The sequence below is a fragment of the Phyllobacterium brassicacearum genome (genome assembly GCF_003010955.1).
GTDB lineage: Bacteria > Pseudomonadota > Alphaproteobacteria > Rhizobiales > Rhizobiaceae > Phyllobacterium > Phyllobacterium brassicacearum.
Map to the genome: position 1 here is coordinate 1 of NZ_PGGO01000035.1, position 21,682 is coordinate 21,682.

Annotated in this window: 20 protein-coding genes and 3 pseudogenes; 9 read left to right on the forward strand and 14 right to left on the reverse strand. The window is 58.2% G+C overall.

Translation table 11 applies throughout. The features are described from left to right. The 5 genes and pseudogenes from CU102_RS26630 to CU102_RS26665 form a co-directional block, all read right to left on the reverse strand. Positions 1–405 (reverse strand): VOC family protein (locus CU102_RS26630; RefSeq protein ID WP_106714088.1); only part of this gene is annotated, 405 nt, incomplete at its 3' end. Between the two features lie 421 nt (positions 406–826). Continuing rightward, the gene (locus CU102_RS26640) at positions 827–1,864 is read right to left on the reverse strand and encodes an IS110 family RNA-guided transposase (RefSeq protein WP_106714090.1); all 1,038 of its coding nucleotides are present in this window, start codon (positions 1,862–1,864) and stop codon (positions 827–829) included. A gap of 354 nt (positions 1,865–2,218) precedes the next feature. After that, positions 2,219–2,392, reverse strand: a pseudogene (locus CU102_RS26645) (IS110 family transposase); the annotation flags it as partial. Positions 2,393–4,317: 1,925 nt separating this feature from the next. Continuing rightward, a pseudogene (locus CU102_RS26660) lies at positions 4,318–5,064 on the reverse strand (YoaK family protein); the annotation flags it as partial. Positions 5,065–5,200: 136 nt separating this feature from the next. Beyond that, complete coding sequence (locus tag CU102_RS26665) at positions 5,201–5,464, reverse strand: helix-turn-helix domain-containing protein (protein WP_106714093.1); 264 nt, start codon at positions 5,462–5,464, stop codon at positions 5,201–5,203. 130 nt (positions 5,465–5,594) lie between these two features. On the opposite strand from CU102_RS26665, the gene CU102_RS30145 reads away from it, so the two are divergent. From CU102_RS30145 to CU102_RS26680, 3 genes are all read left to right on the forward strand, one after another. Further along, on the forward strand, positions 5,595–5,789 hold the full coding sequence (locus CU102_RS30145) for a hypothetical protein (RefSeq protein WP_210204794.1): 195 nt from the start codon (positions 5,595–5,597) through the stop codon (positions 5,787–5,789). Positions 5,790–5,856: 67 nt separating this feature from the next. Beyond that, the gene (locus CU102_RS26670) at positions 5,857–6,249 is read left to right on the forward strand and encodes a hypothetical protein (RefSeq protein ID WP_133624744.1); all 393 of its coding nucleotides are present in this window, start codon (positions 5,857–5,859) and stop codon (positions 6,247–6,249) included. Between the two features lie 319 nt (positions 6,250–6,568). Further along, a complete protein-coding gene (locus tag CU102_RS26680) occupies positions 6,569–6,850 on the forward strand; it encodes a hypothetical protein (protein ID WP_133624746.1) in 282 nt (93 codons plus the stop codon). A 395-nt stretch (positions 6,851–7,245) separates the two neighbouring features. Here CU102_RS26680 and CU102_RS26685 read toward each other — a convergent pair whose 3' ends face one another. From CU102_RS26685 to CU102_RS26720, 8 genes are read right to left on the reverse strand one after another with little or no spacing between them, the layout of a single operon-like run. After that, positions 7,246–7,755 carry a hypothetical protein gene (locus CU102_RS26685; protein ID WP_133624748.1) on the reverse strand — a complete coding sequence of 170 codons (510 nt, stop codon included), beginning with the start codon at positions 7,753–7,755 and terminating at the stop codon, positions 7,246–7,248. Beyond that, on the reverse strand, positions 7,752–8,300 hold the full coding sequence (locus CU102_RS26690; RefSeq protein WP_106714098.1) for an NADH-quinone oxidoreductase subunit B family protein: 549 nt from the start codon (positions 8,298–8,300) through the stop codon (positions 7,752–7,754). Before CU102_RS26690 ends, CU102_RS26685 begins: the two co-directional genes overlap by 4 nt. A 12-nt stretch (positions 8,301–8,312) precedes the next feature. Next, positions 8,313–9,827: a hydrogenase large subunit gene (locus CU102_RS26695; RefSeq protein ID WP_106714099.1), complete on the reverse strand. Its 1,515-nt coding sequence runs from the start codon at positions 9,825–9,827 to the stop codon at positions 8,313–8,315. Positions 9,828–9,846: 19 nt separating this feature from the next. Further along, positions 9,847–11,298, reverse strand: coding sequence for a hydrogenase 4 subunit F (locus tag CU102_RS26700; RefSeq protein WP_106714100.1), 1,452 nt, complete (start codon positions 11,296–11,298; stop codon positions 9,847–9,849). Further along, complete coding sequence (locus CU102_RS26705; protein ID WP_106714101.1) at positions 11,295–11,960, reverse strand: hydrogenase-4 component E; 666 nt, start codon at positions 11,958–11,960, stop codon at positions 11,295–11,297. Before CU102_RS26705 ends, CU102_RS26700 begins: the two co-directional genes overlap by 4 nt. Further along, positions 11,960–12,916 carry a respiratory chain complex I subunit 1 family protein gene (locus tag CU102_RS26710; RefSeq protein ID WP_106714102.1) on the reverse strand — a complete coding sequence of 319 codons (957 nt, stop codon included), beginning with the start codon at positions 12,914–12,916 and terminating at the stop codon, positions 11,960–11,962. The genes CU102_RS26705 and CU102_RS26710 overlap by 1 nt, the downstream gene beginning before the upstream one ends. Then, complete coding sequence (hyfB, locus tag CU102_RS26715; RefSeq protein ID WP_106714103.1) at positions 12,907–14,925, reverse strand: hydrogenase 4 subunit B; 2,019 nt, start codon at positions 14,923–14,925, stop codon at positions 12,907–12,909. Before hyfB ends, CU102_RS26710 begins: the two co-directional genes overlap by 10 nt. After that, on the reverse strand, positions 14,922–15,242 hold the full coding sequence (locus tag CU102_RS26720; RefSeq protein ID WP_106714104.1) for a helix-turn-helix domain-containing protein: 321 nt from the start codon (positions 15,240–15,242) through the stop codon (positions 14,922–14,924). The genes hyfB and CU102_RS26720 overlap by 4 nt, the downstream gene beginning before the upstream one ends. A 154-nt stretch (positions 15,243–15,396) precedes the next feature. Between CU102_RS26720 and CU102_RS26725 the strand changes: the two genes are divergently transcribed. Next, on the forward strand, positions 15,397–15,834 hold the full coding sequence (locus CU102_RS26725; protein ID WP_106714105.1) for a hypothetical protein: 438 nt from the start codon (positions 15,397–15,399) through the stop codon (positions 15,832–15,834). Between the two features lie 113 nt (positions 15,835–15,947). Here CU102_RS26725 and CU102_RS26730 read toward each other — a convergent pair whose 3' ends face one another. Continuing rightward, positions 15,948–16,343: a DUF983 domain-containing protein gene (locus CU102_RS26730; RefSeq protein ID WP_106714106.1), complete on the reverse strand. Its 396-nt coding sequence runs from the start codon at positions 16,341–16,343 to the stop codon at positions 15,948–15,950. A gap of 493 nt (positions 16,344–16,836) precedes the next feature. Between CU102_RS26730 and CU102_RS26740 the strand changes: the two are divergent. The 5 genes and pseudogenes from CU102_RS26740 to CU102_RS26760 all read left to right on the forward strand — a co-directional run bounded on the left by CU102_RS26740 (position 16,837) and on the right by CU102_RS26760 (position 21,681). After that, positions 16,837–17,548 (forward strand): annotated as a pseudogene (locus CU102_RS26740) (IS6 family transposase). Positions 17,549–17,791: 243 nt separating this feature from the next. Beyond that, entirely contained in the window at positions 17,792–18,100 is a 309-nt protein-coding gene (locus tag CU102_RS26745) for a DUF485 domain-containing protein (protein WP_106714108.1), read from the forward strand. Next, positions 18,100–19,824: a cation acetate symporter gene (locus tag CU102_RS26750; RefSeq protein WP_106714109.1), complete on the forward strand. Its 1,725-nt coding sequence runs from the start codon at positions 18,100–18,102 to the stop codon at positions 19,822–19,824. Before CU102_RS26745 ends, CU102_RS26750 begins: the two co-directional genes overlap by 1 nt. Continuing rightward, positions 19,821–21,356 (forward strand): DUF294 nucleotidyltransferase-like domain-containing protein, encoded by a 1,536-nt coding sequence (locus CU102_RS26755; RefSeq protein WP_245425587.1) that lies wholly within the window; start codon positions 19,821–19,823, stop codon positions 21,354–21,356. The genes CU102_RS26750 and CU102_RS26755 overlap by 4 nt, the downstream gene beginning before the upstream one ends. Positions 21,357–21,489: 133 nt before the next feature. Continuing rightward, positions 21,490–21,681, forward strand: a complete 192-nt coding sequence (locus CU102_RS26760; protein ID WP_208113904.1) for a hypothetical protein — start codon at positions 21,490–21,492, stop codon at positions 21,679–21,681. Position 21,682 lies beyond the last annotated feature (1 nt).

The window sequence follows — 21,682 nt, forward strand, 5'->3', positions numbered from 1 at the left end:
CTGGGGATTCCAAGCGATCTCCCAGAGGTGGTCGTCGGGGTCGCGAAAGTAGCCGGAGTATCCGCCCCAGAAGCGGTCGTGCGGCGGGTCGGTAACGACAGCACCGGCCTGCTCCGCCTGCCGAATAATAGAATCAACCTCTTCCCTCGAGTTGACGATATGTCCGATGGAGACCGCCCCGAGCCTAGATTGCGTTGCGGCGATCTTGGCATCCCTGGACAGGGAAGCCGTGGGCCAGAGCGCGAGGATCAAGTCATCGTTCATGTAGAAGAAGACCACCGCGCCGTCCTCGAATTGCTGGCCGATAATGCCCTTCGTCTCCAGGCCCATTCCGTCGCGGTAGAAGGCGAGGGATCGATCGAGATCGTCCACGCCGAGCGTGAGAACCTTGATGCGCGGCTTCATTTTGACACCCCACGGAACGGACTGCGTTTGAAGCTTGCAAGTGTACACCAGGGGATTGGGTTCGTCGTGGACAAAACGGCCGACCAGCCGGGAAGTATCGCACGAAATCACCGGTATTGTAGATGGGGTTGTCTTCTCTATTCGGCATGTTGAGGTCAAGCTTTTTCTGGCTATCGCCCCGCTGGTGATTAATGCCTTTCGCAGTATCGCGCTTCTCTCCGGGATCGGCTCTGTTGGCCCTCCCATGATGGGACCAGAAGGATGGGGCGGAACAATCTAATCGGCGAGCTGAACGCAATGCGCTCGTAACAGACAACTCCGCGAACTCACCCCACCCATCGTCCTGCGAAGGACATCGCTCCACCGGAGGCGGAATCGGCTTGCTTTCTTGGTTTCTCGTTATTCTGGTTGCTGAATTAAATTACGCGGCAGCAGGCAAGCTCTCCTTCGTCCAGCAGAATTCGGTTCCGTCACGCCAGATGCGATGCATGATCACCGCAAGTCGCCGGGCCAAGGCGACTACCGCCTTCTGCCTACCGCGACGTTTGGCGATATTCATCGCCCAGGCCTTTAGCCATGACCATTTCTTCACATTTGTCAGCAAGACTTGCGCGGCTTCATAGAGCAGGCCGCGCATCATACCGTCGCCACAACAGGATATGCGTCCGACCCGTTTGCTTTCACCTGACTCTTTGAGTATCGGCGTCAAACCAAGCGCAGGCCCCACCGCCTTTGAATGCGCAAACCGCTCGGAAATATCGATCGTTGCCGTATAGGCCAGAGCCACGACAGGACCAACGCCGGGGATTGTCATTAACAGGCGGCAGATTTCATCATCGCGTGCCAGATCCAAAACCTTCTTGTGCAGCTTGGTGAGCTCTTCGCGCAGCAGTTTGCGTGCAATCAACAAAGGCTGCATGATTTCGCGAACGTCGGGCCTGTCTTCGACGAGCTCATCAATCCGCTCCTCGAATTTGACCTTGCCAACCAACCCGACCTTCAGCCCAAAATTGCGCAACAATCCGCGAATGTCATTCTCGATGGCAATCGCCTTTTCTTGCAAGAGTTGGCGCGCGGTCAGTAAGGCACGGCGTTTCTGGCTGGTCAGGGTCTTCACATGCACAGGCCGATAGAGATTGACCCGCATCATCTGGGCTATCCCGCGTGCATCATTGCGATCCGTCTTGTTCGGCTGCGCTTTCAGGAACGCCTTGGCATGCCGGGTCTCGATGCAGATCACCGGCAAGCCTGCCTTGGCAAGACCTTCGTACAGCCACTGCGATAATGGACCTGCTTCGAGACCTATCCGCTCAAAGTTCCAGGCGGGGTCTTGCAACACTGCGATCAGATCATCCGGATGACTGACGACCTTCATTTCCCGGCAAAGCTTGCCTGTCTCGTCAACAATGCAAACTGCGGTCTCTTTCACCGATACGTCCAGCCCACTATAGTACTTCATGCTGCGCTTCTCCCTTCGATGCTTGAGGCTGTTGAAAGACATGACCTCGTTTTACCATCAGCCCGAAGCGCAGCACCTCCACAAATCACCGGTGTCGAAGTTGCGGCTCATCGCCGAATGCCCCATCTAATCGCACGTGGGGTGTCAAGCATTCTGATGTTGAAACGACACTGCCGGGTGCATGGTTGTCTTCGCGGTCGACATTAGCCGCCGCATGATGGAGCTTCGCGGAACGAGCCTTCAATGTGGACGACGCATTCAGCTGAGACAGCGATGCAACCCCATCAACGGAATGGCTCGGCTCACGTCCCGGCAGGGACGTTTCGGCGTTCAGACGTTGAACGCTATGCGGATTTAGGTTGCGGCTCCCGCATTCGGATTAAAGAACTCACCAGTCTTCAGCATTGTGTGCATGATCACCGCAAGTTTACGCGCCACAGCCACGGCGGCTCTTTTGAAGCCTATCCGTTCCCGGAGCTGAAGCCCCCATGTCCGCAGGTAACTCTCCTTTGAGCTACGTGTCAGAATGGGCCAATCATTGGCGCCAAGTTTAGGTTCTGATCGTACCAGCCGCATGCAGCATCACGTGCATGTCGAGGTTCTGCATGCGGCAACGTTCCACGTGACCGCAGTTTCCAGGGACACATCCTGCCGGAACCTGTCGGCTCGATGGAGCGGTTAGTTAAGCGCACTGACGGTGACGTAATATCCGTCAGGATCTCGGAGCGAAAACTCCGTAGTTCCCGTGCTGGGATTCACATGTGGCTCTTCTTCCAGCCGGCTGACGAGCGCACGCGCCCTTGGCAAAACTACGTCAAAGTTGTCGACCCGGAAGAACAAGAGGAGGCCGTTGGCTCGCCGGGTCGGCGAAAACGCGAATTACGAGAACCTCAATCCCCGCGGCCCGCCTGGTGATCCTGTGCGAGAGCCTGGAGCTTCAGCCAAGCTTGTCGTAAATCATCACCAGGAGGTTTGTTACGATTATCAAACCGATGGCTGTAAGCGACATAAAGGCAATGAGGTCATTCATCGACGGCACCCTCCGTGGATGCGGATACGTTGCAATTATAGACCTTGGGCCAGTCTGGAGAAATGGCTTTTTTGTCGCTGAGGCTCAAGTCGCAGTCCCTGACAAAAAAGAGCCGGACTAAAAAGCCCGGCCTAATTGTGAAGGTTAAAAAACCTCCAGAGGGGAACAGCCGACACGACAAAAATGGGGAGGAGCTCAAATCGGCTCAGTCAAGTGTAACGCGTTGCCAACGCATTACAACCAAAAGTTGAATAAGCTTCAATGCGCTGGACGTTTGAAGGCTAAGGAACATGACTCAGCGGTAATGGTATTCGGCCCGCAATATTTCACGCGGATGGCACTTCCAATTAAAGTTTGGACCTCGCAAACGTCATCAGTATGCCACTTTTGATTGCCGGAGGACAAAGCACGTTTCCGTCGCAATAGATTCGCCTTACAAATGGAATGCCCAGTTTCCCAGACAACAGGGCCGCGATTCCCGGCGACCCAAGCCCCCGCGCCGGGATTCGCATTTGGCATCCGATCAACGCTGCGCTGCCTGGTTAAGTAAAGAGAGTTTGGTCATCGGCCAATGGTGATGTGGAAGGTACTGAGTTGCGAAACCAAGAACGTCGTGAAGAGGCGGCTTTGCGATAGAATTGCCACCGACCGACGGGGCAGCGATGCAAAGCGTCGTGAGACCGTGGTGGGGCGATGGGGACCATTCAACGACCGAAGCGACGGTGTGTTGGTCGGCAAAGATTTGATGAGTGTCGGATGGCCGTTGAAGCATCAGGACGTTGTCTACGGTGCCCGCGCATTCTTGTAGATGTCACCCTCAGATACTTGGCGACGCCGACAAATTGTCGAGGTTTGATCACGTCAGTTACAGGATCGGCAAGATGAGCAGGAGTGCGCCAACGATGAATGTGATCGCGTAGCCAAGGATGATGTTCTTTGATCGCGGTGGGGGATCAAGCGGTGTGTCCCAATCATATTTCATGGCACGTCGTGCCCCATTGAAATCTCATGAAGCGCGTACGCTGTACCAATCGCGCCCACCCCAAACTCGGAGATCAAAGTGAACATTGAGTTAATAGATGGCAAGATGCTACCTAACAAAAGAACTGATCACAGAGGGACCCGACTGGGAGGATATGCGTGATGCGGGCAGATCTACCGACCGAACACCCAACCCATCAGTAACGCAATCGGAGTCAAAATCAAAAATATGATGACGTAGATCCAAATCGGCGTGAGGTATGGTTGATAGTCATTCCTGGAACCAATTTCATCACGCTTCATGTGGCTGCTCCTGGTTCAAATTTATAAGCGGCGACACCTTCTGCGGCCCCTGGCCTATCGATATAGGCAGGCCCATTTATGACGGCAGTATTTTTCCATAACGCGGCTTGTCTGATCGTCGCAGAACTCATTGCCAAGCACGCCTCAACCTGACTTTTAAATCGTCGAGAACGGGGACGATCGCCAGCGTCAAAAGGATAGCGGCAAGGATGAGCGATGCGGCGAAGCCAAGTTGTTTAAAGCCGATCGCTCCCGCCACTCCTCCGGAAAAGAACAATGCCACAAGCGACGCGAGCAACTTGAGTTTTCTGCGGTCGGCCCTGACGAAAGCCTTGCCCGGATCGTGCCGTGACGCGTTCCAATAGAAGAGCTTGCCAAGTTCGATGCCCATGTCGGTCACCAGACCCGTTACGTGGGTCGTGCGGATTCTTGCGCCCGAGAGTTTGGTAATGATGGCGTTCTGCAAACCCATGACAAAGCAAAGTAACATTACCGTTGCCGGCACGAACACCCATTGGTGCCGTCCAAGATTGCTGCCGAGCAGACCGAAGCAGATTAGCAGCACGGCCTCAAACACCAGTGGCAGGGCATACTCGCTTTGCAGGTTCATCCGACGACCCCAATTAACCAGGACCGCTGAACAGGCAGCGCCCGCGACAAAAGACATGAAGGCCGCAAATCCGGCAAGCACAAGGTCAATGTCGCCAAGCATCAGATTGTCGGCCATCGACGAGACGATGCCCGACATGTGGGAGGTATATTGGTGAACCGCCAGAAAGCCCCCGGCATTCGCTGCTCCCGCAACAAACGTCAGAAACCGGGCGAGATGCCGATCAGACTTCTCGAACCGCTCTTTCCCAGCAAGCCTGCGCAAATATGGAATCATCGTTCAAACAGCATTGATTAAGATGGAGGGGGTCGGGCGAAAACTATTAGAACCGACAGGGTGTTGGCATTCGGACTTGAACGGATGGTGTCTGGCCGTCGTCAGGAGACACTGCCTGAAAGGATACTCCTGGCATCTAGTTGAGTTTTTGGGACAGATGACGAATCCGCACCCCTCGGCCGCCGCGGTCGCTGCGCGCGCGTTCGCCTATCAACTCGATACCCGCACGGTCGAGCGCATTGACGACCTTCATCAAACTGTCGACGATTCCCCGTACGTCGCCCTCGCTGGCTTCCATTCTCTGGATGGTTGGCACAGAGACGCCCGCCATTTCCGCCAAGGTTTTCTGGTCGATACCGAGAAGCGCGCGTGCGGCCCGCAATTGGTTTGCTGTGATCACGATGGATTCCGTGTTGATAGGTGAAAAATCATATAATTCACCCTATCACTGATGTGTGAAACATCAATATGAAATGATAAAATGCACACGCCCTCTTGGCATAAAGAGTGGCGGCCGTTATCATATCTTGATGACCCAACGATATAGACCGAAACGAGAACACAACGATACCTGGACCGTTATTGACGCTCAAACTGAGCGGGCGGCGGAAATGGGCAGTCGCACCATCGTTGGCATGAACCAGCAGGATGCAAATGAACTTGCCGAGCTTCTGAACAAACTGGAAGCACAAAAACAAAGAACCGAATCTGAAGTGGGCCGCTGAAGCGGCGACCTCTGCGTCTCGATGCAACCAGCCACCGTCGCAGTACTAGTGAACAGCAGGAAATGTGATGAAGCCACAAATGAGGCCGTTTACCGTCGAAATCAAGCAGAGCCGTCGAAACCAGAAGTCATCCGCACAGTCGATCTGGAGCGATATTGATTTGAGCGCCTATCAGTCGTCGGAGAGCGTTCCGGAGAGTTCGACCAACAAGCCGGAGATTCCGGCAACGCCCGTCACAGATGAGATTGAGGCCAACGACATGATTGTAGACAAGACACTGACCAGGGAGCCATCCGCACCGTCGTCTGTTGGCATCGTCAAATCCAGCGGCCTTCACTACGTCCAGGTCCATAACAACGGGACTCAGCATGCACTGATCGGACCGTTCAGAACGCGCGAACTGGCACAAGGTGAAGCCGCTAAATGGGTCGCGCGCTGCCAATCAGAATCTCAACGATGATCCCGACCGCTCCAAGCGGCGCTTCCACGGGCATTTCATACAATGAATGATAAGCGCCACCCTGAAATAGAAGTGTCCCCCATTTCCGGGAGGTTCGCTCGGAGTGGAATCGCGGTGGACGTTCGGATTTACAGAGCAAATCCTTCGGGTGAGGATGCATCCTGGACATTGGAAATTGTGTCCGAGGAAGGGATGTCGAGAATTTGTGGCAACACATTTCCCACGGATCACGATGCGTTCAGCCTATTCTATCGCTTGATTGAAAAAGAGGGAATTGGCGCGCTCCTGGAGGAGTAGGCGCATCGCTCCGGAGAACGCTATGGGTAAACGGAAGAGAAATCCAATACCGCCTATTGGTGTGCAACCCAACATCAAGCCAAGTGGATGGGACGCCAGGCTTTACCAGACGTCAGACCTGGCAATGAACGCCATTGAGCAAGAGCGCGCGCAGGTTCGTGAAAAGACTGCTCGGCTGCGTGAGGAACGCCTGAAAGCGGAACAGGCAAAAATAGAAAAGCGTTCTGCCGCTCCGACGTTAGGAGAGATTGCCAAGGTTGTATCACGGATGAAGACAAGCCGGGTCGATCAAAAGAAAGGCTAATTCATCGGCACGTGGCGGTTACATTGCTGCAGGAGCATCCAACAAAATCGACGGGATCCTCAGGGCCAGTCGCCTTCACGATGTTCAGTCCATGACAACGTTGTGAGACATGGACTGATCGACTGATCGGGCTGTTTAGAACGCGTGAACAAGCCAAACCAGGGCCGCCAGATGGACCGCTATGGTGATTGCGATACTCAATGCCAGAAGTGTGTCGAGCCGGCCAGAGCCGACCCGTCATCAATAGGCAAATCGTTTTGATCGCACATTTCGCTTCCCTTTCAAGCTTGCACTGGGGCGATGCCAATGGAAGGCAGTGAGGCAAGAAGATGCAGGCATCTATTTCCGCTGACTTTGCTTAGTTCAGCGGTCTCCGAACCCAGTATTTGCCTGCACTAGAAGGCCTTCCGCGCGGCATGGGCATTCGCGCCAAAACACGCAAGCCCGATACTCATCACGGCCGACCAGGCGATTGACGCGGCGCAGGCGCCTCCAAAATAGCGACCTGCCTCGATCCACAAATGAGGCGGCGGGCGAAGTACGAGGATTGCAAATCCGATTGCCGTCAGCCAGAGCTGGACCAGCAAGGCCTTCGTCGCGTGATCCGGTTCCACCGGCCGCATCAGCCGGGAGGCACGGCGGATATGCGCAGCGGTGAAGTCGACAAAACGGCCACTTGTCAGGGCAATGCCAATCGCCGTCAGAAGATAAACCCAGGTGAGCATAGGCGAAACGGAAGAAGGCGATGCTTCGGCGTTCGGACAAATCTCCGCCAAGGTTGGAGCGATCAATCCGGAGCGTGCGGCTAAAAAGACCAAAAGCGTCGCCAGCGCAACGGCCATGAGCTGCGCGCACGCAGCGACAAGCCCGGCCTGGAAAAGGCGGATTATTGATCCTGTCCTCACAGATCCTCGGACCTCATAACACCGATCTTCATATTTATATGGTCCATGAGCGCGAGCAGCCCTTTCAGAATTTCAATCGGCGGCGGTGGGCAACCTGGTATGTGCAGGTCAACCGGCACCACTTCCGATACGCCGCCGACAACAGCATAGCTGCCGGCAAAACAACCACCGTCCAGTGCGCAGCCACCGATGGCGACAACCCATTTGGGATTGGGTGTCGCATTGTAGGTTCGCTCCAAAGCCTCGCGCATGTTTTTGGTGACTGGCCCGGTCACGAGCAGCACATCGGCATGCCGCGGCGAGGCGACAAACCGGATGCCAAGGCGTTCGATGTCGTAAAAAGCGTTGCTGAGGGCGTGTAACTCCAACTCGCAGCCATTGCAGGATCCGGCATCAACCGCGCGGATTGACAGGCTGTGGCCCAAATGCTGTCGGGCAGTGTCGTCGATGGCCGTCACAAGTTCGATAAGCGATGCATCATCCGGTTGTGGCAACGGTTCGGTCATTGGTGGCCGGATCAGGCTTTCGAAGAAGAGTTTGCGCATGACGGCTTGCCTTTACAGATCGTGACCCGAATAGGAACAGTTGAACGATTTGTTGCAAAGCGGGAAGTCCGCGACGATATTGGCCTCGATCACCGCTTCGAGAAGCGGCCACTGGAACCAGGACGGATCGCGCAGATGGCAGCGATCAATCCTGCCGTCGCCAGCGAGGCGAAGCCAGACCAGTATGTCTCCCCGGAACCCTTCTATCAGAGCCAGTCCATCGCCTTGTCCACGAATGTCCGGAACGTCGGTAAGCACCGGGCCGTCCGGCAGTTGTTCCAGGATCTGCTCGACAAGCGACAGGCTTTGTTCGACCTCGCGAATGCGAATCCATATGCGGGCATTGACGTCGCCCTCGCTCAGGACGGGCACTTCAAAGTGAAGGCGATCATAAGGCGGGTAACACAGGGTACGCCGGGCATCGAAACTGCGTCCCGAAGCTCGCCCGACGTAACCGCCCGCGCCGTATTGACGGGCAAGGGCCGGCCGAAGTACCCCCGTCCCGACGGTCCGATCCTGCAGCGACGCGGTGTTGTCATAGAGTTCGACCAGTGACGGGAAACGTTGCCTGATTTCAGGGACCAGTGTCCGCAGGGTCAGAGCCGCCTCATCGCTCAAATCCGTTGTAACACCGCCGGGAACGACCTTGTCACGCATCATGCGATGGCCAAATGCGATATGGGCGGCGCGCAGTACATGTTCGCGCAAAATGCCGCAATGGGCGTGCATCAGGGAGAAGGCGGCGTCATTGCAGATGGCACCAATATCGCCGAGGTGGTTGGCTAGCCGTTCCAGTTCGGCCATCAGCGCCCGCAACCAGATGGCCCGTGGTGGTACCTCAAGCTCCAAGGCAGATTCGGTGGCTCGCGAAAAAGCAAAAGCATAGGCGACCGTGCTGTCACCCGACGTTCGACCGGCGATGTGCACCGCGCGACCGAGATCCGCCCCCGCCATGAGGGCTTCGACCCCCTTGTGGACATAGCCGAGGCGCTCTTCGAGGCGGACCACGGTCTCGCCGCTGGCAGTGAAACGGAAATGTCCGGGTTCGATAATACCCGCATGCACCGGGCCAACCGGGATTTGGTGCAAGCCCTGTCCTTCAGTTGGCAGGAATTCGTAGGCGGTTGACTTGAGCGGTGCATTGCTGCGATGCCCCAAGGGGGCGCGCAAGCCCCAACGGCCGTGGTCGAGCCACGGACGTGGATCAGGTAGGTCCTGCGGTTCGAGCCCGACGAGATCATGGATGGCACGTTCCAGGCGCAGTGCCGGTGGATGATGCCGCGCAACGGAGGGATAACTGTTCTCAAGGGTTTCGAGGCGTACGATGCCGACAGTGGCCGTCGGCTCTTCGAGGAGCGCCATGTGAGCGGCGCTCGCTTCTCCCCAAAGGCCAAGCAGAGTCCAGTGACCATCGGCCAGTGCATCTGCTGCAGCTATCCAGCCGGTTTGATCGACGATGCCACACAGCCCGGGACGATACTGTTTGACCGGGCTGCCCTGCAGGATGAAATCGGTGAGCGATGGCATGTCGAATGGCTCCTTTGCATCATCCTAGAAGCTGAGCGATATGCTGGAACCAGGCGACCAGCGGCGGCGGCAGATAGACGCCGCCGCCGAACACCAGGGCAAGGTGGGAGTACATGGGCAGATAGGACGCCTCGACTGGTGCGGTGCTGCCGCGTGGTTGGCCAAAGGCGACACCGGTCAGCCGTAACAGCAATGCACCAAAGGCGATCAGCAATCCCAAAACAAGCAGGATCGCAAGCAATGGCTGCCGCGCAAATGTCGAGCTTACCACAAGGAATTCACTCATGAAGATTCCAAGCGGCGGCAGGCCGGCGATGGCGATAACACCAATCACCAGGCCCCAGCCGAGGCCGGGATGACTTTCGGTGAGGCCACGAATGCTGGAGAGCCTCTGCGTGCCCTTGATCTGGGCGATGTGGCCGACGGCATAAAAGATTGCGGACTTGGTCAGGCTGTGCATCACCATGTGCAGAAGTCCGGCAAAATTGGCGAGCGGGCCACCCATGCCAAAAGCGAAAACGATAATACCCATATGCTCAATCGAGGAATAGGCGAACATGCGTTTGATGTCGCGCCGGCGATAGAGCATGAAGGCTGCGAAAATGAGCGACGTTAGCCCCATTGTCACCATCAAGGGGCCCGGCGCGATAGCTTCGGGACTTGCGGCAATCAAAATCTTGAAACGCAGAACCGCATAAAGCGCGACGTTCAACAGCAGGCCAGACAGCACCGCCGAGATCGGCGTCGGTCCTTCCGCGTGGGCGTCGGGCAGCCAGGCGTGCAGCGGGGCGAGGCCAACCTTGGTGCCATAGCCAAGCAGCAGGAACACGAAGGCGACGTTCAGGAGCGCCGGATCGAATGCGACGGCGTGCTGGATCAGCAGTGTCCAGGCCATGGCGTCGTAGCCTTCTCCGACCACGGGCTGCGCCGCCATGTAGACGAGGATCGTGCCGAAGAGTGCAAAGGCGATGCCGACACTGCCCAGGATGAAATACTTCCAGGCGGCTTCCAGTGCTTCATGCGTGCGGTAAATGCCGACCATCAACACCGTCGTGAGGGTCGCAAGTTCCACTGCAACCCACATCAGGCCGATATTGTTCGAGACGAATGCGAGGTTCATGCCGAACATCATGATCTGGTACATGGCATGGTAGAAGCGAAGGTTTGCCGGTGTCAGCCGGCCGGTTTCCAGTTCGTGTCCGATATAGCTGGCGCTGAAGACGCTGGTCGTAAACCCGACAAAGGTGTTGAGGACGATGAAGACGATGTTGAGATCGTCGACGAGAAGATATCGGCCCGGTTGCGGCCGTTCGGTGACGAGCAGGAGCAGCGCCGTAATGAAGGTTAGCAGACTTGCGAAGACGTTCAGCCGGGCCGACATCCGGTAGCTGGGAAGCAGCGCCAGGAGTACTGCAGCGCTGGCTGGTATCAAGAGGACGCCGGTTACCGGACTGAACGCAAGCGGGTTCATCTGCGTCGCTTCCCCTTGAAGTCGTCGAGCGCCCGGACGTCCACGGTGTCGAACCGCTCGCGGATACGGAACAGAAACACGCCGATGACGATGAAGGCGATCAGAATCGAGAAGGCCACACTGATCTCGACAACCAATGGCATTCCTTTGGCACCGGTTGCGGCCAGCACCAGCCCATTCTCCAGCGACATGAATCCGACGATCTGGCTGACTGCGTTGCGGCGTGTGACCATGACCAGTAGGCCCAGCAGTACAACCGACAGGGCGAACGCGAGGTCTTCACGCGCCAAGGGATCGGCAGCTTGCGTCACCCGCAGCATCACCACCATGGAGAGTGCCACCAGCGCCATACCCGCAAACATGGTGGGACCAATGCCAACGACGGTCTCGATCTCGCGGTGAATGCCCAATCTTCGGATCATGCGGTGCAGAGCAACCGGAATAATGATGGCCTTGAAGACGAGGGCGATCGTCGCCGTCACATAGAGGTGCGGCGCTTGCTGGACATATGCCTGCCAGGCGACCGACAGGGTCAACACCAGGGAATGCAGCGCGAACATGTTAAGCAGCGAGTAAAGACGGTCCTGATAGAGCATCATGAAGCTGACCAGAACCAGTCCACCGGCGAGCAAATGGGCAATATCGAAGGTGAGGCCGTTCATTACAGGCTCCTCGAGACGAACAGCAGAAGGGTTGCGAGCATGCCGAGCATGAGAGCCGCGCCAAGGAATTCGGGCACGCGGAAAACCCTCATCTTGGCCGATGCGGTCTCGAACAGGGCAAGAAGCACAGCACCAATCACCAGCTTGGCGAGATACGCAACCACGCCAAGAATGTAGGCCGGGGCTCCGGTGCCCGGGAGCGCCAGTTGCCAGGGCAGGAATATGCAGGCGATCAACGATATATAGAGCAGCAGCTTGAGGTACGCCGCAAACTCGATCATCGCGAGATGCCGGCCGGAATATTCGAGCACCATCGCCTCATGGACCATCGTCAGTTCCAGATGGGTTGCTGGATTATCCACGGGAATTCGGGCGTTCTCGGCGATCGCCACCATGATGAGGGCGATGAGCGCCATTCCGAGTGAGACGCGCAGGCCAACATGCGACGAGATCATGACGGCAGCTATTGTGGAAAGCTGCGTTGAGCCGGCGACGAGGGCGAGCGTAAAGATAGTGAGGAGCATCGCGGGCTCCGCGAGCGTCGCGATCATCACCTCGCGGCTCGACCCAATGCCGCCAAAACTCGTACCGGCATCCATGCCGGCGAGGGCCAGAAAGAAGCGCGCGCTCCCAAGCAAGGCCACGATTGCGATCAGGTCCGCGGTCCAGCTGAACACGAGCCCGGTAGCAAAGGTGGGAATGAGTGAGGCGGCGACCCAGATGACCGCGAAAACCAGGTAGGGGGTGATGCGAAACAGCCAGGACGCGTTCTCCGCTAGTACGACTTCCTTGCGCAGAAGCCGCAACAGATCGCGATAAGGCTGGATGAGGGGCGGGCCCTGCCGCCGCAGCAACCGTGCCTTGATCTTGCGCACGAAGCCGGTCAGCAATGGTGCGAGCAACAGCACCAGCGCCATCTGCGCACCTTGAGTGAGAAGGTCAAAGATCACGACCATAGCGCGAGCACCAGGAGCAGGAAGACAAGGGCAAGAAAGACCAGGCTGAGGTATCGGCGGATGGTGAGGAACTGGAGGTGGTTGAGCCGTTCGGCGGTAAACCAGACGGCGCCGGCGATCGGTTCATAAAGGCCTTCCCAGATCAGATCGCGCAGGTCGAGCGTGAAACGGGCAGGTTCAGGATCACCGGGCGCGGGCATCTCGACCGACTCACGCGCCCGGAAGAGGTGCGTGCCAAACACCCGCCGAACGGGTTGTGCGAAGCTGCCGGATGTATACTGGGTTTGCGGGCTTGCTTCGGGAAAGCCGCAATCCCAAGCGGGTGCACGGCGCAGGGAGCGTGAGGCAAAACGATGGACAATGTAAGCGGCGAGCGATGCAGAGAGCGCGATAAACACGAACACGAGCAGCCCGTTATAGGAACTGCGGCTCTCAGTGATTGGTACGATTGATAGCCATGGCACACTTGTTTGTACCGGCATGCGATCGCCAACAAGTGTGAACGTTACGGGTGCAAGGGCATCGATGACAATTCCGGGCAGGACGCCTGCAAAAAGGCAAAGGGTCGCAAACACAAACATGGCTGTAAGCGAGAAACGGTCGACTTCCTGAGCCAGTTGGGCGGCAAGGGTCCGGGGGCGGCCAAGAAACGCGACGCCGAATGCTTTGACGAAGCAGGCGGCGGCCAGCGCTGCCGACAGCGCAAGCAGACCGCCGACCGCCGGCACCATGATCTTCAACCCCCATTGTGGCAAATTGGGACTTTGCAGGATCGCCTGAAAGACCAGCCACTCCGAGACAAATCCGTTAAATGGGGGGAGGGCTGAGATCGCGACGGAACCGACCAGAAAGGCAAAGCTGGTGAACGGCATCCGGTGGATGAGACCTCCGAGTTTGTCCATGTCGCGTTCACCTGTTGCGGTCAGGATCGCACCCGCACCAAAGAAGAGCAGGCTCTTGAAAAAGGAATGGTTGAGAACGTGGAACAGTGCGGCGGCGAGCGCCAGTGCCGCCGCCCATGTCATTGCGTTTGCTTCGAAAGCGAGCGCGAGGCCGAGGCTTACGAATATGATGCCGATATTTTCGATGGTGCTGTAGGCGAGAAGGCGCTTGAGATCCTGCTCCATCAGCGCGTTCAGGATACCAACGACGGCGGTGACACCACCGAGCGTCAGCACGACCATGCTCCACCACCATGCCGGCTCGCCCAGCAGATCAAAGACGACCCGGATAAAGCCGTAAATTGCGACCTTGGTCATGACGCCGCTCATGAGCGCCGATACGTGACTTGGGGCTGCCGGATGGGCAAGTGGCAGCCAGACATGCAACGGGACAAGACCAGCCTTCGAACCGGCACCAATGAGCATGAGGGTGAGCACGAATGCGGCCACTGCCGGCGTGTGTGTCGCCATGCGCATGGTAGCGAAATCGTAACTCCCGCTTGCTCCGGCGAGAAGACCGAAGGCGAGCAACAGGGCCATCGTGCCAAAGCTTGCCATGACGAGATAGATGTACGCTGCCATTCTGGTGTCGCGCTCGCGATGATGCGTCATCACGAGCGCCCACGAGACAAGCGACATGAATTCCCATGAGAGCAGGAACGTGAAAGCGTCAGCAGCGAGGATCACCAGGTTCATACCGGCGAGGAAGGCCGGAAAGAATGGTAACAGCCGTTGAGGCGCAGTCTCGTGACGGCCGTAGCCGAGACCGTAGAAGCTTGCTGCCGCACCGCCGAGGTTAATGACGACAAGGAAGAAGGCCGCAAGGGCGTCCAACCGGAAATGCGCGCCAAGCCAGGGCAAGCCGAGAGGCAGGACGAGGGGCAGCGGGGCTGATGCCGATGCTGCGGTAAGCTGAAGCAGGACGGTCACGAAAGCGACAGCGGAGACGCAGAAGCTCGCCCCATAAATCACCGCCGTTGCTCGGGACCATCGGGCCATCATCACGGCAAGGATCGATACTCCCAGAAGAACGGCAATGCACCACAGAACAAGGGCAACGGGCGTCATTCTGGCGCGACTATGTCGCGCATAGCCTCGGATCGTTTCGAACTCCTGCTACGGAAGGGTGCGATGTGGTTCTGTGCTTTAAGGCGTACCCCGCGGCCGCCATCCTCGCTGACTGCGCCTTCGTTGATGACCTCGACCCCGGCGGCATCAAGCGCGGCCAGCAACCGCATCAGCGTGTCCACATTACCGCGGACTACGTGGCTGCTTGCCTCCATGCGCTGGATGGTCGGAACGGAAACACCTGCCAGCTCGGCCAGCTGACGCTGTTCGATACCAAGAAGGGCCCTGGCGGCCCGTAGCTGAGAGGCAGTAATCACGATTGAACCATCGCTTATCTTGCGCTAGCTATGATATTCACTTTGTACGACGTGTTTATTGATGTTTCAAACCATTATTTTGATGCTCTGGCCTCGCAAAGCGCGGCGATGCTGAAGCGCGGTGGATGACATACGTCTTATCGGAGGGTCAGTCGTGCGAAAGAATCTGATTCCGCGTTTTGACTATGGCGTGGCCTGGACCAGCAAATTGCAGCGGCAGCACGCAATTTGGAACGAGCTTCAGTTCGATCTCGAACTGAAGCGGCACCCGAATGCCATCGCCGTGCTTCTCAGGGTGCTCATTGAACTGTCCGTCGATAATTACATCGACCAGCATCGGCTGGCTACTGTCCGACCCAATGACAAATTGGGATCAAGAATTATCAAAGCTGCCGAGGATCTCAGAACGAGAGGGAAAATCACCGAAAAATATCTCGGTGAAATCCGGAAACTCCAGCACCAGGACACGTTCGTTTCGACTGACACACTGAACCGGCTAATACACTCCCAGAGCTTTACGCCTTCGGCTGATTACCTCAAGGCAATGTGGGATACGCTCTCCGGTCTGGTTGTTAGCTGTATGAATGGCTGATCATGCGGGTCGTTTGTAGGTTCGCGGCTCTTCGGGCCTTTCAGCCGAAATTTATCAAACGGTGCATTCGCGGGCAGCAGGCAGCAATCGATGGAGTGCTTTCTGTGCGCAAATCAGTGATGCCCGGCCGGACGGTCAAGCTGCCCTTCGACGGCCTTATGTTTGTACTGGAGTGCGATGAGGATGCCCTTCATCCAGCGCAATGCCGCCAGGCATAAAACAAGCGCCAATGGGATCCACAGGATGAAATGCAGCCACAATGGCGGATCGAGCGTTACCTCCATCCAAAGGGCAAGACCGACAACAATAAAGCCGATCAGCAGCATGACCAGAACGGCGGGTCCTTCCCCGGTATCGATGAAGGAATAATCCAGGCCGCAATTCGCGCATTGTTTGGGTGACGCCAGAAAACCATCGAACATCTTGCCTTGTCCACAACGCGGGCAGCGCGCTTTGATGCCTGCCGTGACCGGGTCGACTTGCGGATAAAGGGCTTTGTCCTCGCTCATGGTTAGATCTCACTGTTCGCCGCCTTGCTTTTTGCTCGGCACTTTCAAACGTCTCAAGTTTTATTTGCGGATCGTCGTTACACCATTGGGCCGGGCGAGCGCAACGGCGCCAATTTCAGAGCCCGTTTGATCTAGGTCAATGTCGCGGCTGATTGTGTGAACAAGGCTACTTCATGTGGCGAACATTCCAAGGACCGGATTGTGAAAGATAAACAAGACAATCTCCTGCAGACATGCGTTTCAGCAACGTCCGGTGGCGCGGACTTCCCGACAATTTGGCATGACATTTTAAAGAAACATCCGCTTGTCGTTGGCCTGCCCATTCAACGAATAAACGACGACAACGAACCTGTTCTTGAGATCCGGCTCGCTACTGGTCAATGGCTCGTTTTCGATTCAAAGAGGTTTTCGATCAGGTAGAAAAATAGCCAGAATGGGCTTGTCACATTAACTGTCGGTGAGCGAGTTTGGACATAGATGTGACGACATGAACATGCCTGTTGTCCGCTACAAGCGCCATCGTTTTCCACCCCAGATCATCGCGCACGCGGTTTGGCTTTATTTCCGGTTTCCACTGAGTTTGCAGCTGGTCGAAGAAATGTTGCCAGAGCGTGGCATTGTGGTTTCCTATGAGACCATCCGCCGTTGGGCATGGAAGTTCGGTCCGAAGTATGCCCGGCGTCTGCTTCGCAAGCAGCCACGCCGCGATGATATTTGGCACCTGGATGAAGTCGTCATCATCAGTATCGCTGGCAGAAAACACGGGTTGTGGCGGGCCGTCGATCAGGACGGATATGTGCTCGACGAACTCGTCCAGAACCGCCGCAACACCAAGGCAGCAAAGCGATTGCTAACGAGGCTCCTGAGAAAGCAGGGGCTCGTGCCAAAGAGAATGATCACCGACAAGCTCCGCTCCTATGGAGCAGCAAAGCGACAGGTCATGCCGGGCGTCGAACATCGGTCGCATAAAGGCCTCAACAACCGGGCCGAAAATTCGCACGTACCGTTACGAAAACGCGAACGGATGATGCAGGGCTTCCGATCTCCAGGAGTGGCTGCAACGCTTCGTCGCGATCTTCTCCGCCATCAGAAATCACTTCGTCCCACCCCACTCCAAACGTTCGGCAAATGCAATCCACCATCACCGCCTCAAGGCAATGGCGCAGTGGAATGCTGTAACCGGCGCGCGCCTGCCTGAACTATAGCGCCGAGGCAAACTCCGTCTCATCCACGTTTATGTGACAAGCCCCAGTCAGCGCATGCGTCCGATACCATGACCCAGTGCGTTGGTGCACACGAAGATTGATCTAGATCAACGCAAGATCGGGGGCACACCGTTAGTGTTGTCAGACGGGCAAGGGTTTTTTGATTCCGCTAGCACTTCGTACGGTTTTGGTTCACATTGAACCGGCGGAGCGCCGCGCGGAGGACCGCAGGAGGGGATTCCGATGGAAACACCACTAGCTGATCGCATAGTGGCCGATCCGGACTATCAGTTGCTGAAATCAAAGCGCTCGCGCTTCGGATGGACGCTGACCTTGGCGATGATGATCGTCTACTACGGGTTCATCCTGCTCATTGCGTTCAAGAAGGACCTGCTGGCGGCACGGATCGGGGACGGCACGATAACTTGGGGAATCCCTATCGGATTCGGCGTCATCGTCTTCACGATCGCAGTCACGGCCCTCTACGTCAAGCGTGCCAACAGCGAGTTCGACGAACTTTCCGAAAAGGTGAAGCGGAAGGCGCTGAAGTGATGTCCGCTCGCACGACACTACGGGGCGCCGCCTGCATAGCAACCCTCGTCGCACTGCCGACGGTAGTGTTGGCCGCCGGCGGCGATCTCGGCACCGCCGAGAAACAGCCAACGAACTGGACCGCGATCACCATGTTCGCGCTGTTCGTCGTGGGGACACTCTTCATCACGAAGTGGGCGGCATCCAAGACCAAGTCCGCCGCCGATTTCTACACCGCCGGCGGCGGCATCACTGGGTTCCAGAACGGGTTGGCAATCGCCGGCGACTACATGTCGGCGGCATCGTTCCTCGGAATCTCGGCGGCGGTGATGGCTTCCGGCTACGACGGATTGATCTATTCGATCGGGTTCCTGGTCGGCTGGCCGGTCATCACGTTCCTGATGGCGGAGCGGCTACGCAACCTCGGCAAGTTCACGTTCGCGGACGTGGCCGCTTTCCGCTTCGCGCAGACGCCTGTGCGCATCTTCGCCGCATCGGGCACCCTCGTGGTGGTGGCCTTCTACCTGATCGCCCAGATGGTCGGCGCGGGCCAGTTGATCAAGCTGCTGTTCGGACTCGACTACTGGATAGCGGTGGCTATCGTTGGCGGTCTGATGATGGTCTACGTGCTGTTCGGAGGCATGACGGCGACGACCTGGGTGCAGATCATCAAGGCCTGCCTGCTGCTCGGCGGCGCTACCTTCATAGCCTTCATGGTGATGCTCAAGTACGGCTTCAGCCCCGAGGGGCTCTTCGGCAGTGCCGTAGAGATCAAGACGCAGATCGCGACGGAGGCAGGCGATGCGCCGGATGTCGCGGCACAGAAGGGGTTCTCGATCATGGGGCCCGGCACCTTCATCAAGGACCCGATCTCGGCGATTTCGTTTGGCATGGCGCTGATGTTCGGCACTGCCGGACTGCCGCACATCCTGATGCGCTTCTTCACGGTGCCAAGCGCAAAGGAGGCGCGCAAGTCGGTCATGTGGGCAACCGGGTGGATCGGCTACTTCTACCTGTTGACCTTCATCATCGGGTTCGGTGCTATCACCTTCGTGCTGACGGATCCGGCCTTCCTCGATGCCAAGGGCGCACTGATCGGCGGCAACAACATGGCTGCCGTTCACCTGGCAAAGGCCGTTGGCGGAAACGTGTTCCTCGGCTTCATCTCGGCGGTGGCGTTCGCGACGATCCTCGCGGTCGTCGCCGGGCTGACCCTGTCGGGCGCGTCGGCCGTCTCGCACGATCTCTACTCGACGGTCATCAAGGCTGGCAAGGCCGACAGCGCCTCGGAGCTGCGCGTCTCGCGCATCACGACGGTAGCCCTGGGCGTGCTCGCCGTCCTGCTAGGAATCGTGTTCGAGAAGCAGAACATCGCCTTCATGGTGTCGCTCGCGTTCGCGATCGCGGCATCGGCGAACTTTCCGGTGCTGTTCATGTCGGTGTTGTGGAAGGACTGCACCACGCGGGGCGCCGTCATCGGCGGCTTCCTCGGGCTGATCTCGTCGGTCGGGTTGACGGTTCTGTCGCCGTCGGTCTGGGAAGCCACGCTCGGGAATCCAGTGGGCTCGGCGCCGTTCCCGTACACGTCTCCGGCACTGTTCTCGGTGACGATCGGTTTCGTCGGGATCTGGCTGTTCTCGGCGCTCGACCACAGTGCGCGCGCGCGGATCGACCGTGCCGGCTTCGCGGCGCAGCAGGTCCGCTCGGAAACGGGCATCGGGGCGTCGGAGGCATCCGGGCATTGAGCGACTGGCGAAAGATGCGGCAACCGGGTCCGACCGTGACGGAAGCTCAGGAAGTGGCAGGAGTCGCGCCACACGAAGTCGGCTCGTCCGAATCGGGGTGGGCCGAGCCCACGTCGCGCGAACGCCGCGAGTTCGTGTCGCTGATGGCATCGAGGGTGGGTGACGCGCACGTGCGCAAGCCCTTCTTCGTCGAAGGGGACATGGATATCGTCACCTTGTGTCGTGAACTCTCGCGACGCGGCCTAAGCGACGCACTGGTGCGCGACGGTGAGCGCCTCGGCATTTTCACGACGACAAATCTGAGGGAAGCCCTGTTGCGGCCGGAACCGCCGGCGAAGCTTGCGGTGCGCGAGGTCGCCACGTTCGAGCCGTGGTCGGTCTCGGTCGACGACGAGCTCTACGATGCGATGATCCTGATGTTGCGCCATCGCATCCATCGCGTGGTCGTGCGCCAAGGCGATGCGGTCGTCGGCGTGTTGAGTCAGCTCGACCTGATGGCCTTCGTCGCCAGCCACTCGCACCTGATCGCGCTTCAGGCTGCACAGGCGACCAATCTGGGGGAACTGAAGGCGGCGGCGCGCCAGATCAACAGCCTGATCAAGGTGCTGCACGAGGACGGCGTGCGGGTGGAGGTCATCACCGGTCTGGTGGGCGAGCTCAACCGGCAGGTGTTCCTGCGGCTTTGGGAACTGCTTGCACCGGAGCCGTTGCGCGTGAACAGTTGCCTGATCGTCATGGGCAGCGAAGGCCGCGGCGAGCAGATTATCAAGACCGATCAGGACAACGCTCTGCTGCTGCGCGACGGTTTCGTCTTCGAGGGACTCGAGGCGGTCACCGAGGCCTTCACGGCCGCACTGATCGACTTCGGGTATCCGCCATGTCCGGGTGGCATCATGCTAAGTCGCCCGCTATGGCGTCAGCCGCTCTCCGCGTTCCGGGACTCGCTGAGGCAATGGATCCATGGTGCCGATCTGCAGGGGCCCTTGAACCTGGCGATCTTTCTCGATGCCGCGGCGGTAGCTGGCGACGCAGCGTTGCTCGAAGAAGCGCTTGACCATGTCGATCACCTCTTGTCCGACAGCGACGCCTTCTACGCGCGCTTCGCAAGCGCCGTGGACCAGTTTGGCGGTGACGGCAGCTGGTGGTGGCGACTGCCGGGCTTGCGCGGCCGCGCGGCAGCCGAGATCGACCTGAAGAAGCTCGGCATCTTCCCGCTCGTGCACGGGGTGCGGGCGCTCGCACTGCAATATCGCGTGCGCGCACTCGGCACCGCAGCCCGGCTGCGCGCACTGGTCGCGGCCGGTCGCATCGACGAGGCGCTCGCCCGCGACCTTATCGACGCCATCCACTTCCTCATCGGCCTGAAGCTCGCGAGCAACCTGCGGCAGATGGCCGGCGGGCGCACGCCGGACAACGGGATCCGCCTCGCCGAGCTCGGCACGCTCGAGCGACAGGCGCTGAAGGATTCGCTCGCGATCGTCCGTCGGTTCAAGCAGTGGCTGGGCCGGCGGTACCAGCTCGACTCGCTGTGAGATACCGCCACTCTGATCGGGCGTTTTGCCCGAGTGGCGGGCCTTGGGCACCAAGTTGCCAGGGGACCCCCCGATGAGTGGTCGTCACGCGAGCCGGTCCCACGGCGGCAGGGGTCCCGCGCGCGGACCGCGCTTGCAACTGCTGCTCGCGATCTGGGGGGCGGCGCTGGTCCTGTTCAACTTCCCGATGCTGATCGTCTGGGACCGTGATATGATGCTTTTTGGCTTGCCGCTGCTACCGGTGGCGCTCTTCGGGATCTGGGCGGCCCTGATCGGGGTACTTGCCTGGGCGAGCGAGCGCATCCGACATACCCCCGGGCCGTGAA